General features: G+C 66.6%; 11 protein-coding genes. 3 read left to right on the plus strand and 8 right to left on the minus strand.

The genetic code is table 11. The annotated features are described in order from the left end of the window. Positions 1 to 107 precede the first annotated feature (107 nt). The 6 genes from E7811_RS02815 to E7811_RS02840 form a co-directional block, all read right to left on the minus strand. Positions 108 to 821 carry an FCD domain-containing protein gene (locus E7811_RS02815; RefSeq protein WP_211092078.1) on the minus strand — a complete coding sequence of 238 codons (714 nt, stop codon included), beginning with the start codon at positions 819 to 821 and terminating at the stop codon, positions 108 to 110. 95 nt (positions 822 to 916) lie between these two features. Continuing rightward, the gene (locus tag E7811_RS02820) at positions 917 to 1,996 is read right to left on the minus strand and encodes an isocitrate/isopropylmalate dehydrogenase family protein (protein WP_136393064.1); all 1,080 of its coding nucleotides are present in this window, start codon (positions 1,994 to 1,996) and stop codon (positions 917 to 919) included. Next, positions 1,993 to 3,378, minus strand: coding sequence for an MmgE/PrpD family protein (locus tag E7811_RS02825; protein ID WP_136393065.1), 1,386 nt, complete (start codon positions 3,376 to 3,378; stop codon positions 1,993 to 1,995). Before E7811_RS02825 ends, E7811_RS02820 begins: the two co-directional genes overlap by 4 nt. Positions 3,379 to 3,390: 12 nt before the next feature. Then, complete coding sequence (locus E7811_RS02830) at positions 3,391 to 4,182, minus strand: SDR family oxidoreductase (protein ID WP_136393066.1); 792 nt, start codon at positions 4,180 to 4,182, stop codon at positions 3,391 to 3,393. Next, entirely contained in the window at positions 4,172 to 5,257 is a 1,086-nt protein-coding gene (locus E7811_RS02835) for an AbrB family transcriptional regulator (protein WP_136393067.1), read from the minus strand. The genes E7811_RS02830 and E7811_RS02835 overlap by 11 nt, the downstream gene beginning before the upstream one ends. A gap of 11 nt (positions 5,258 to 5,268) precedes the next feature. Beyond that, positions 5,269 to 6,696: an MmgE/PrpD family protein gene (locus E7811_RS02840; protein WP_136393068.1), complete on the minus strand. Its 1,428-nt coding sequence runs from the start codon at positions 6,694 to 6,696 to the stop codon at positions 5,269 to 5,271. Between the two features lie 428 nt (positions 6,697 to 7,124). Here E7811_RS02840 and E7811_RS02845 point away from each other — a divergent pair, with 428 nt between their 5' ends. The 3 genes from E7811_RS02845 to E7811_RS02855 all read left to right on the plus strand — a co-directional run bounded on the left by E7811_RS02845 (position 7,125) and on the right by E7811_RS02855 (position 10,192). Continuing rightward, a complete protein-coding gene (locus E7811_RS02845) occupies positions 7,125 to 8,123 on the plus strand; it encodes a Bug family tripartite tricarboxylate transporter substrate binding protein (RefSeq protein ID WP_136393069.1) in 999 nt (332 codons plus the stop codon). A gap of 77 nt (positions 8,124 to 8,200) precedes the next feature. Next, a complete protein-coding gene (locus tag E7811_RS02850) occupies positions 8,201 to 8,665 on the plus strand; it encodes a tripartite tricarboxylate transporter TctB family protein (RefSeq protein WP_168732908.1) in 465 nt (154 codons plus the stop codon). Positions 8,666 to 8,674: 9 nt separating this feature from the next. Next, complete coding sequence (locus tag E7811_RS02855; RefSeq protein WP_136393071.1) at positions 8,675 to 10,192, plus strand: tripartite tricarboxylate transporter permease; 1,518 nt, start codon at positions 8,675 to 8,677, stop codon at positions 10,190 to 10,192. Positions 10,193 to 10,296: 104 nt separating this feature from the next. Here E7811_RS02855 and E7811_RS02860 read toward each other — a convergent pair whose 3' ends face one another. After that, a complete protein-coding gene (locus E7811_RS02860) occupies positions 10,297 to 11,871 on the minus strand; it encodes a rhodanese-like domain-containing protein (RefSeq protein ID WP_136393072.1) in 1,575 nt (524 codons plus the stop codon). Continuing rightward, positions 11,868 to 12,800, minus strand: coding sequence for an alpha/beta fold hydrolase (locus E7811_RS02865; RefSeq protein ID WP_136393073.1), 933 nt, complete (start codon positions 12,798 to 12,800; stop codon positions 11,868 to 11,870). Before E7811_RS02865 ends, E7811_RS02860 begins: the two co-directional genes overlap by 4 nt. Positions 12,801 to 12,870: the final 70 nt, after the last annotated feature.

Here is a 12,870-nt window from a genome sequence, read left to right on the forward strand (position 1 = left end):
CGACGAATAAAGTCAACAAAATTCCCGACCAACGACGAAGACACCGCCGCGGATCGCGGCGCGACGATCAGGGGGATCTGGGGGTCTGGGGGATCTGGGGGGGCGGATCAGTCGCGGCGGTTTGCCGATTGTTCGACGGTCGACCGGAAGCGGAGCTTTGCCCGTTCCACATGACGGAAGAACGCCTCTTGCGCGCGCAGCTTGTCGCCCGAGGCGATGGCGTCGACCATCTCGCGGTGTTCGCGGTTCGACACGGCAAGCCCGCCTGCCTGCACCAGCCCGCGCGCCCGGCACAGGTGGAGCTTGTTCACAAAGCCCCGGTATTCGGCCACAAGCGTGCTGTTGCCGGTTGCGTTGATCAGATAATCGTGGAAGGCGAGGTTCAGACGATAGTAATCGTCGAAGTTCCGCGCCTGCGCCAGAACCTCAAGCTCGTCCAGGAACTGGTGCATCCGCGCCAGAAGCTCGTCATTCACGCGGTCGGTCAGGATGCGTCCGGCCAGCCCGAAGACGGCGGCGCGCACGTCGTAAAGCTCCATCGCCTCGTCTGTCGAAATCGCGCGGACAAAGACGCCGCGGTTGCGGATCATCTCGACCAGCCCCTTGGCATGAAGCGCCTGCATGGATTCCCGCAAGGGCCCGCGGCTGATGCCGAAGCGCTGCGACAGCTCCAGCTCGTTCAGCCGCTCGCCGGGCTGCAGCTCGCCCGTCAGGATCAGATGCTCCAGCCGCCGTTCGGTCTGGACGGTCAGCGAAAGGGAACGGTCCGGCTCTTGTTCCGACACCGGCGTTCCTTCGTCGATGGCGCGTTCTTCCGACACGAAACCCTTCCCCCTCAAGCGGAACTGCGACGGTGTTATATACGAATTGCATCCGATTGCAGTGGGGAATCTCGGTTTTCCCCGACCTTCTGGCCTTACTGCAACATCCCCGCGACGATCCCTTCAACCATCTGCGCCTGCGTGGCGCTGCCCCGGATGTCGGGCGTCCGCGTGGCCGGATCGGCCAGCGCCCGGTCCATCCCGCGCCGCATCCTTTCGGCGGTGGCGACAGCAGCAGGCAGCCCATGGCGATGGCCCAGCCATTCGAACAGCATCCGGGTGGATTCGATCATCGCATAGGGGTTGGCGATGCCCTTTCCCGCGATGTCGGGCGCCGATCCGTGGGTTGCCTGCGCCATAGCGATGGACCCGCGTCCGATGCAAAGGCCCGGCGCCATGCCAAGCCCGCCCACCAGCCCCGCCGCCTCGTCCGTCAGGATGTCGCCGAACATGTTCGTGGTCACGATCACGTCGAAGGACTGCGGGTCGCGCACCAGCCGCATGGCCATCGTATCGACGATCACCTCGTCCACGGTCACATCGGGATAATCCGCCGCCACCTCGTAGCAGCCGTCCACGAACATCCCGCAACCCAGCTTGAACACGGTGTTCTTGTGCACCAGCGTCAGCCGCTTCTTGCGGGTGCGGGCGATGTCGAAGGCCGCGCGGGCCACCTTGCGCGACCCCTCGCGCGAAATGACCCGGACCGAGATGGTCAGGTCCGGGTTCGGCCGGAACTCGCCCGACCCCATGAATACATTGCGATCGGGCTGGAAGCCTTCGTTGTTCTCGCGCACGATCACAAGGTCGATGTCATCGCGCAGGCAGCCGATACCGGGATAGGACCGGGTGGGCCGCACATTGGCGAACAGGTCGAAATGCTTGCGCAGGATCGGATGCGGATTGATCGCCTCGGGCACCTTCGGATAGTCGCGGTGCCCGATCGGCCCCAGGATCCAGCCGTCCAGCGTGCCCAGGGTTTCCAGCGTGCCGGGCGGCAGGGTGTGGCCGTGGCTGTCCAGCGCGGCGCGGCCGATGGGCAGATGCACCCAGTCGATCGCCTGACCTTCGGCCCAGGCCGCGGCCTCGGCGATGCGGACCGAGGCGGGCACGATTTCGTGCCCGATGTCGTCGCCGTTCAGAACGCCGATGCGAAGTAAGCGCGCCCCGGTCATTGCGCCGCCTCCAGCAGGGCCACGGATTGCCGCGCCACGTCGGCCACATCCCGCAGGTCCGCCGTCTTCCAGCAGCGCGCCAGCAGGGCTTCTGCCGCCTCCTCGCCGATCACCAGCGCCGCCTGATTGCGGAACTTGGTATCGATCTGGGCATCGGTCAGCGGCACGTCGCGGCTGCCGATGGCGCGGTGGACATGCCGCCGCAAGGTCGAACCGTCGCGGAAGGTCACGTCGATCGTCACCGAGGCCTCGTGGCAGGCGGGATCGGCGGTGGCCTCGATCCGGTCGCGCAGGTCGACGATTTCGGGCAGGGTCACCACCTCGTCGGTAAAGGCCGTGGGGGCACCATCGCCGCGCAGAAGCGCGCAGGCGGCGGAATGGAACACGCTGAACTTGCCTTCAAGACCCGTGCGGGGCGTGCGCTTGCCCGTCAGTTCCAGAACCAGCGGATGCGTCGTCAGATGCACGCGGGCAATGTCCTGCACCCGGTCGCCGATCTCGGCGCGGATCTGCTGGCAACCGTCGATCGCGGGATGGATAACGATCCCGCAGGCAAAGGGCTTGTAACTGTTCAGCCCCGCTTCCCAGCGGGTGCCCAGATCGCCCAGGATCTCGTTCCAGTCCTGCTTGTCCGACATCACGCAGGCAAAGCCGCGCGGCGCCTCGATGGCGCGTTCGGATGAATCGAACCCCGCCTCGGCCAGAAGCGCGGCCAGAAGCCCGTTTTCGGCCGATTTGCCGGGATGGAAGCTTTTCGTCATTGTCCCGAACATCTCGCGCAGGCCGGCCGATTGCGATGCCGCCAGACCGAAGGCCCATTGCATCTGCTGCCGCGACAGGCCGATCGCCTTGCCGACCGCCGCCGCCGCGCCGAAGACGCCCGCCGTGCCGGTGATGTGCCAGCCGCGGTCATAGTGATGGGGATAGACAGCGTTGCCGATGCGGCATTCCACCTCGACGCCCACGATCAGCGCGGTCAGGAAATCCGCGCCGGTCATCGGGCGGGTTTCGGCCAGCGCCAGCAGGGCCGAGGCGACCGGCCCCGCCGGGTGGATGATCGTCTTCAGATGCGTGTCGTCATAATCCAGAACATGCGAGGTGATGCCGTTCACAAGCGCCGCCTTCAGCATGTCCAGCCGTTCGGGGCGGCCCAGAACCGTGGCATGGCGCGGCCCCGACAGCGGCATCACCGCCTTCAGCGCGGCGTCGACCGTTTCGTGCCGCGCACCGCCCACGGCGCAGCCCACCCAGTTGACGAAGGTCCGAAGCCCCTCGCGGCGCACCTCGGCGGGGATGTCCGCGCCCTTCAGCGTGACGACCCATTCGGCCAGAAGCCGGGTCACTTCCGGCGTGCCGGGGGGCGTGGCGTGATGTCCGCTCATCCTTGTTTCTCCTTACAGCAGTCCGCGGGCGATGCCGCCATCGACATTGACCGACTGGCCGGTGATGTAGGCCGCGCAGGGGCTGGCCAGCCAGACGACCATCCGCGCGACCTCGTCGGCGGTGCCGAAGCGACCCAGCGGGATGTCCTTGGAAAAGTCGGCCAGCACGTCGTCGCGCGTGCGGCCCTCGTCGGCGGCGATCTTGTCAGCCCGGTTGGTCCAGAGCGGCGTCAGCGTGCGCCCCGGCGCCACCAGGTTGACGCGGATGCCGAGGGGGGCGAATTCGCTGGCCAGCGTCTTGTTCAGTCCCAGCATCCCCGCCTTGTGGACGTTCGACACGATCTGATGGGCATAGGGCATCTTCGACGCGGCCGCGCCCAGCATGACGACGGCGGGTGCTTGCCCCTTCTGCAAAAGCGGCAGATGCGCCCGGATCGCCCGGACCGTGGACAGGACGTTGAAGGTATAATTCCCCATCCAGTCTTCGTCCGACAGGTCGGCAAAGGCCGCACGAATGCTGCCGCCGACAGCCGATATCAGCACGTCAAGCCCGCCCCAGTCGGCGGCGACCCGTTCGGCCAGCGCCTCGGCGGTGCCCGCCTGGGTCACGTCGGCGACGGCCTCGGCCGGACGGCGCCCCGTGGCTTCTTCCATCCGCGCGGCGGCGGCGGCCAGATTTTCGGCGCTGCGCGAGGCGATCATCACCTGCGCGCCCTCGGCCAGCGCCAGCTTCGCCGCGGCCTCGCCGATCCCGTAGCTGCCGCCGATCACCAGAACGCGGCGGTTGCGAAATTCAAGATCCAAGCCTGATCCTCCCAAGTGCACAGTAAAGTTTGAAGACCCCCAGAACGGTCGTCGCCACGATCACGATCCGCATGACGTGGAACGCGGCCACCGTTTCGGCGTCCAGATGCATCACCTTCGCGATCAGCACCATTTCGGTGACCGCCGCGGGGGCCAGCGACAGGAAGGCCGTGGAAAACGGCATGTCGCCCAGATGCGAAAGGCCCACGGCGCCCACCGCCGCCATCCCGATCAGGAAGAACCCGATCGCAACCGCGGCAGCCGTCACGCGCGGCAGGGCCGTCAGCAGGTCGCGGCGGAACTGGCAGCCAAGCCAGACACCAAGGACGACCTGCGCCACCATGATCAGCCAGCCGGGCACGACGATGCCCTGCAACCCGGCCAGTGCCATCGCCATGCCCGCCAGGATCGGCCCGACCAGCCAGGGGTTCGGCAGCGGCGTGGGTTTCAGCAGGACCGCGACCGCATAGGCCGCGGCCAGCCCGCCGACCAGCAGCGGCAGGCCCTCGATGCTGCCCGGCGCGCCGAAGGAACTGCCCCCTGCCCCCTGCATCGCCCCCAGCACGATGAACGGGGCCGTGGCCACCACCAGCGACACCCGCATCGCATGCACGACCGCGACCGATGACGGTACGCCCCCGAACCGTTCGGCGACAATCGCCATGTCGGCCACACCCCCCGCCGCCGTGGCGAAGAAGGCGGTGACGGGATCGACCCCGCCCAGCCTGCGGAACAGGAAGGCGGCCGTCGTCGTGACCGCGATCAGATAGACCGTGGCCAGCGCCATCTGCGGCAACAGCAGCAAAAGCGCGCCCACCACCGGCGCGGTGAAGCGCAGGCCGATCGCAAGGCCGATCGCGACCTGCGCCAGTTCGCGGCCCTTCGGAACCAGCCGGAACCGCAGCCCCGCCGAGGACAGCGCAGCGAAGACGAAGAACGGGCCCAGCATCCACGGCAGCGGGAGGCCCAGGGCAAAGGCCGCGGCACCGCAGGCCGCGCCCGCCGCATAGGTCACGAAAAGCTGCCGCAGCAGCCCGGCGATCCGGCCGGACCCTGCCCCCCGTTCCGCCGTCATGGCGCCCTCCGTCAGCGCCGCAGAAGCGCCATCAGGCCGTGAATGTCCGGCAGCTTTTCGATCTCGGCCACCATGGCGACGACCTCATCGGCCTTGGCCATGTCCCAGCGGGCGAATTCCGCACATTCGCGGAACTTGCCGGCCACCTCGTCATAGCTCATCGGGTTGGCCGGGCTGCCCTTGCCGAAATCGGCGACACCGGAAATCACGCGGCCATCGGCCAGGTGCACGTCGATATAGGTGGTCATCAGGTGATAGCCCGCGGCTTCGGCGCGGTCGTCCACCACGAAATCGACCTTCGCGATCATCTCTTTCACATCCGGGCGCAACACGACCTCGTCGGTGAATTCGTTCAGCCCGGCGCGGCCTTCGAGCAGAAGGATCGCCATGCAGAACTCCATCGAGAACTTCGCCTGCAGCTCGTTGCGCGGGTTGTGGTGGATCAGGGCGTTCGGCATGTTCGAATTGGTGCCGACGCGGACGCGGACCACATCCCGTGCCTTGATCTTGTGTTCGCGGATCATGTGCAGCATCTCGGTCATGCCGGGATGGGTCAGCGACCCCGACGGATGCGGCTTGATCGACACGCCGGGCGAATCGAAGGTCCAGGGCGCGCCCAGCTTGCCCGCGATCGCCTCGCGGTCATAGCCGCCGCCCGCCGCCTGGAAAAAGCCGCGCGGCGCCTCAAGGATGTTGCCCGCGGCGGTCCAGCTGTAGCTGGCGAACTGCGCCGCGACGACCCCGCTTTCCGAGGACCGGCCGGCGTGGAAGGGTTTGGTCATGGTGCCGAAATTCTCGCGCAGGCCGGCCGACTGGCTGCCTGCCATCGACAGCGCGCGCTTCATCGCATCCAGATCCAGCCCCATCAGGCGCCCGGCGGCCGAAGCGGCGGCATAGGTGCCGCAGGTGGCCGTGGCATGGAAGCCGTGCTGGTAGTGGCGCGGGTTGATCGCCTCGGCGATCTTGCATTCGACCTCGACGCCCAGGTGATAGGCCAGCATCACATCCGCCCCCGAGGCGCCCGTGGTTTCGCCAAGCGCAAGCGCGGCGGGCAGCGCCGGGGCCGTCGGGTGCGTCAGCAGGCCATAGACGCGGTCCTTGGCGACGGCGAGCTGGGTGTCGTCGTAATCGTCGGCGTGAATGCCCACGCCGTTGCAGAAGGCCGCGAAGCGCGCGGGCACCTTCATGTCCGAGCCGATCACCGTCGCACCGCCCTCGGGTGCGCCGAGGTCGGCCATGTGGCGGCGCACCAGGTCGCCCGACCGCGCGACCGATCCCGAAAGCGCCAGGCCAAGCCCGTCGAGAATCGATTTCTTGCCGTTCGCGACCACAACCGCAGGCAGGTCGGGGGTTTTGGTGTTCAGCACGAATTCGGCGACTTCCTGGGTCAGACCGGCAACGTAGCTTGCGCCCTCGGCCCCCCGATTCTCGATGTTCATGGTCAGATCCTCCTGTCTGGGGGTGCTGGCGCGAAGCGATCCGTCACGGCCCGCGCGGGCACCTTTCCCGGTCAGTGAAAAACAGCAGGTCCACAAATTGTCAACAAAAATGAGGGGGTGGTCGAGCAAATCACGACGCGGGAACCTCGCAAGAAAACCCATTCGCAACCCGGAATGCAGCCTTATTTAGCGTTTTTAAAAGATAAAATTGAAATCTCCATCGCCAGGCAAGCAGTATCAGTGGCGCATGGCGTCGCTCGACAATGACGACGATAAGGCCCACCATTCACGCCTTTGCGATAAATTGTTGACAATGAAATCACCGGCCGTAATGTTCACGACGTCAAGGCCCTGCGCTTTGTCCCGTAACGGGGCCAGGGAAGGAACCCGGCGATGCAGGCATTGACCAGCATGGAGGAGGAAATCGCATGACAACCAACATCTCCCGACGGACAGCGCTCAGGCTCGCCTCCGGCGGGGTGGCCGCAGCCTTTGCCGCGCCGTCCATCCTGCGCGCCCAAGGCGCCTACCCCGACCGCCCGATCAACATCGTCGTCCCGTTCGACACCGGCGGGTATAACGACCGTCTGGCGCGCGCCTTCGCGCCCTTCCTGCAGGAACGCATCGGCCAGCCGCTGAACGTGATCAACCGTGGCGGCGCCGGGGCGCTTCTTGGCCACACCTATTTCCTTCAGCAGCCCGCCGACGGCTACACGCTGCTTTGCACCTCGGCAGGCCCGTACATTCCGCTGAACATCCTGACCCAGGACGCGACGTTCAAGCTGGAAGACTTCCACATGATCAACCTGCCGTCGCAGGATTACACGCTGCTTGCCACCAGCAAGGAGTCGGGCCTGACCGACATCGCCGACGTGATCGAAAAGCTGAAGGCCGATCCCGGATCGTTGTCGATCGGCGTGCAACCGGCCTCGGCCGACCTCGTCAACCTGATGATCCTGATGGATGCAAACGGCATCCCGCGCGACGGCCTGCGGATCGTGACCTTCGACGGCGGCGGCCCGGCCCGGAACGCCGTTGCGGGCGCGGTGGTCGACATCGGCCTGGTGGGTGGCGAAGGCTTCCTGCCGCTGGCCGACAAGATCACGCCGCTGCTGACCTATGACAGGGTCCAGCGCGACAACTGGGGCGGCAAGCTGGTGACGGACATCAACGGGGCGGAAGCGGCCTTCGTCTTCGGCTCGCAGCGGGGCTGGGGCGTCCATGCCTCGCTGGTGAAGGACAGCCCGGATGTCTATGCCAAGATCCTGGCGGCGATCGAAGAAACTTCGAAGGACCCGAAGGTGATCGAGGCGCTGACCTCGCAGCAGCTGGCGACCACCTGGTACGGCCCCGATGAATCGAACGCACAACTGGCGGCTTCGGCCAAGGTGATCGAACAGTATCTGGACCTTCTGAAGGGCGCGTGATGCCTTGACCTGATCAGGCTGCCCCCTGTCACCGGGGGGCGGCCTTCATGTTGCGCCAACCGCAAAGGATAACCCGGATGAACCGTTCCGACCGGATCGTCGTCAACTGGGGCCACATCGCCCTGCTTGCCGTGATTGGCAGCACGATCGCCGCCTACCTGTTCGATGCCCGTGCGACCTCGCTGAAGGTCAACAACCTGCTTTTCGTCCAACCCGCGGCCATCGCGGGCCTTCTGCTTGTGCTGCTGGTGCTGCCGCAGTGCTTTCGCCGCGTTTCCGCCGACGAACCCGCCCCCGAGGCCGAGCCGCTTTCGCATCTGGCCAAGGTCGCGGGCCTGATGGCGGCGCTGGTCGCCCTGGCGCTGTCGATGGAAAGGGTCGGCTTCGACGTGGCGACATTCGGGTTTCTGGTCGTGGCGCTGAGACTCTGCGGCGAGCGGAACTGGATCGTGAATCTCGGTTTCAGCGCGGCCTTCACGGCGCTGCTGATCTATGGCTATGGCGCGATCATCCCCTTCCCCTTTCCGCTGACCATCCTGTGAGGCCCGGACATGCTTGACCTCGCAGCGGTTGACAGCGCCCTTGCCCTTCTCACCTCATCCGGGACAGCCTGGCTGTTCGTGATCCCCGGCTTGCTGATCGGGCTTTTCTTCGGGGCCATGCCCGGCATTTCGATCACCATGGCGATGGCGATCTTTCTGCCGATGACGCTTTACATGGATTTCCTGCCGGCGATCATCTTCCTGACGTCGATCTATACCGGCGCGGGGTTCGGCGGATCGGTTCCGGCGGTGCTGATGAACATCCCCGGCACCTCCTCGGCCGTGGCCACCACCTTTGACGGCTATCCGATGGCTCGGCAGGGAAAGCATAACGAGGCGCTTGGCCTGGCGCTGGCCGCCTCGGTCATCGGTTGCCTGGCCAGCTATGTGCTGCTTCTCTTCCTGATCGTGCCGGTGTCATCCGTCGTGCTGAAGATGGGACCGCTCGAGATGTCGGCGGTGGCGATCTGGGGCATGCTTCTCTTGGGGTCGCTGTCGGGCAATTCGCTGCCGCGGGGCCTTCTGGCGGGCGTCCTGGGCCTTCTGCTGGGCACGATCGGCATGAACACCGCAGGCTATGTGCGCGGCACGATGGGGGTGCCGTGGCTTTTGGACGGGATCCCGACGATCCCGGCGATGATGGGTCTTCTGGCCGCAAGCCAGCTGATCAGCCTGGTGAATGCGAAATACCTGATCGACGACGAGGCGTCGCGCAAGATCAGCTTCCGCCGGATCTTTTCGGGGTTCCGGATGACGCTGCAATACCCGACGATCATCCTGCGCGGAACCTTCATCGGGGTGATCATCGGCTCGATCCCCGGCGTGGGATCGTCGATCTCGAACCTGCTGTCCTATTCCGAAACCAAGCGGAACGCACCCGATGGCGCCAGCTTCGGCACCGGCAACCCCAAGGGCGTGATCGCGGCGGAATCCGCGAACTCGTCGTCGGAAGGGGGGGCGATGGCCACGATGCTGGCGCTTGGCATTCCCGGCGGCGGGGCGACGGCGATCCTGCTTGCCGCCTTCGCGATGCACAACATCGTGGGCGGCCCCAGCTTCATCGCCAACAGCAAGGATGTGGTCTATGCGATCATCTTTTCGAACTTCGCGCAGGCGCTGCTGCTGCTGGTCGTCGGGCTGGGGTTCGTCTACCTCGCGGGGTACATCGTGCGGGTGCCGATGCGCTTTCTGATCCCCTCGGTGCTGGTGGTAGCGGTCTTCGGATCCTACGCGATCGACGGCACGGCTTCGGGGCCGATCACTCTGGTCGTCTTCTCGATCCTCGGCTGGGCGATGGTGCGCTATGGCTATCCGGTGGCCGCGACGGTGGTGGGGCTTCTTCTGGGAAGCCTGGTCGAGGGCAACCTTCTGCGGACCTGGCAGATCAGCGGAGGCGATCCGGCCTATGCGCTGGAACGGCCCGGCGCGCTGCTGATCCTTGCGCTGATGGCCTTCTCGATCGGCATGACCGCCTGGTCGGCCCGGCGCCGCCGCCGCGCCGAACGCTTGGCCGACGTGGAAAGCTGAACCCAAAAAAGAACAACGGGACAGGAAGGCAAAGAAGTAGGGGCGCCGCGAGGCGCCCCTTTCCATATCTGCGTCGGGCCATTCCGCGTCAGATGCGGCGGCGTTCAGGCCACGGGATACAGATGGAACTGCGCCCGCTCTTCGGCCGAAAGCTGGGCGACCAGCCCGGTTTCCCATTCCAGATACCGGCGCGAGGAGTCCAGGTTCCCGTCATGCCGGTCGTGGACAAAGAACAGGTGGTCGATCCGCGCCTCGTCCGGCGGATCGTTGGGCGTGACTTCACGCGCGGCCCCGCAGCCGATCATCGCCGCAACACCCCCATCGACAAGGCCCACGCGCGGAAGGCCAAGGTCATGCAGATCGGCCGCCGCCAGCGCCGCCTCGCCCGTATCCTCGGCGATCAGCATGACGCCCGAGGGGCGCATCCGGCGGATCATCTCGGACAGCATCGGCCGGCAGGCCCATCGGGCGCCCGCGACATGCCCCTGCCGGTAGGCCGCCGAGGCGCGCAGGTCGATCAGCGTCTCGCCCGCGTGCAGGCGCCGCAGCGCGGTTGCGGCGGCGATCCGCGGAAGCTCGGGCAAGGCCGGGCCGGGGCGCGGCGGGGCGGCAAGCCTGCGGAGGTCCGCGTCAATCCTGAGGATGCGGGCGTCATAGCCCAGCTGGCGCAGCCAGAAGGCCGCGATGGCCGACCGCAGCCCGGTGTCGCAGCACAGCACCACGCGCGCCCGTCGCAGCCCGATCCACTGGTCGGTCGCCTGCACGATCTGCCCCGAGGCCGCATGCACCGCCGCCGCGACCGGATCGGCCGCGACCTCGGGGGCCGAACGGGTATCGAACAGATAGGTGGTGCGCCCAGCTTCTGCCCGCATCGCCGCGAAATCCGCCGTGGTGACCAGCGGGATGCCGAACCGCGCCGCCACGCGATCGGCCGCCGCGCGCGAGGCGGCCAACGCATCGGGCCCAAGTTCGGGATAGGGGGCGGCGGTGTTGCCCCGTTCCAGCGTCTCGCCCGCCAAGGCCCAGCCCTGCGTGCCGTTTTCCAGCGCGTAAAGCGGGCCATCATGGCCACTGATGCGCATGCCGATGGCGCCCACGATGCCGCGCGTGCGCCCGGCGCAGGTGATCACCACGGGCGCGTCCGCATCCGGCAGGGCGGCGATCCGGTGGGCCAGTTCGCCATTCGGCAGACAGACCGAACCGGGCACGCGCATCTTGCCGTATTCGGCCGGGGGGCGCGCATCGAAGAAGCGGAAGCGGCGGTTCTCGCGCTGCCAGGCGGCCAGGTCCTCGGGCCGGATCATGGTGGGATGCCAGACCGCCTCGACCAATTCGCCAAGCGTCTTTGACGGCACGTTGACTCCCTTGTAGACGGGCAGACCCGCCGCCTCCCAGGCGGGCATCCCGCCCTCGACCACCGAAAGGTCGGCGTAACCCATCGCCGCGAAACGCCGCGCGGCCCGTTCGGCCACACCATCGCCCGCGTCGATCAGGATCAGCGGCGCATCAGGTCGCGGCACAAGCGCACCGATCGCGAGTTCAGCCCGCGACCAGGGCAGCGGCACCGCGAACAGGGCATGCGCCTCGCCGAACTGGCCCGCCTCGCGCAGGTCGATCAGCCCGGCCTCGCCCGCGCCGCAGATGCGGGCCGATGCTTCGGTTGCGGAAATGCGGTTCATCCGATCCTCCCGAAATCAGGCTCGTGCCCGGTGAAGAATTCCCAGAAGATGGGATAAACCAGATCGGGGCGGTGTTCAGCCGGATAATGGCCGGTCGGAATGTCGATGCCGCGCAGGTCATCGGCCCATTCGCCCCAGGCCTCCAGCGGGCGGAAGTGCCGCCCGCAATGGCTGTTCGACCCCCAGAGGACCAGCACCGGGCACCCGATGCGCCGCTTGCCGTGGTCGGCCTTGTCCATCTCGAAATCCAGCGTGACGGTCGCGCGGTAATCCTCGCAGACGGCATGGATCTGCTCGCGCGTGGTGCAGCGGATGTATTCGGCCATCGCCTCGGGCGTGAAGATTTCCAGCCCGACGTTCTTCTTGTTCAGCTTGTAGCGGATGTAATACTCCGGATCGGCCGACAGCAGGTCTTCGGGAAAGGGCGCCTTCTGCGCCATGAAGAACCAGTGATAGGCCTCAAGCCCCCAGCCAAGCGTCACGTTCGACAGCACGTTCCACGTCGGCACGATATCCAGCGCGGCCAGCCGTTCGATCCGGTCGGGCCGGTCCAGCGCCATGCGGAACCCCACCCGCGCGCCCCGGTCATGCCCGGCCACCCCGAACCGGTCAAAACCGAAGTGATCCATGATCTCGAAGAAATCCTCGCCCATGGCGCGGAAAGTATAGGCGGCATGGTCCGCACCGCCGTCGGGCTTCGAGGAATCGCCGTATCCGCGCAGGTCGGGCGCGATGACGGTGAAGGTTTCGGCCAAAGTCGGCGCGATCTTGTGCCAGCTGACATGGGTCAGCGGATTGCCGTGCAGCAACAGAAGCGGAGGCCCCTCGCCCGCGATCGCGACATTGATCTCGGCCCCGCGGGTGCGAAGCCGCTCGCGGCGAAAGCCTTCCATCAGGCTGCGGGTCGATCGCAGCGGTGGCATCGGCATGGTGTCCTCCTTCTGTCCTGGGTGCGCCGGGGTCTAAATGGCGACAACTAGACTACAACAATTTAAGTTT

The organism is Aliigemmobacter aestuarii (assembly GCF_004799285.1).
In the GTDB taxonomy this organism is placed as follows: domain Bacteria; phylum Pseudomonadota; class Alphaproteobacteria; order Rhodobacterales; family Rhodobacteraceae; genus Aliigemmobacter; species Aliigemmobacter aestuarii.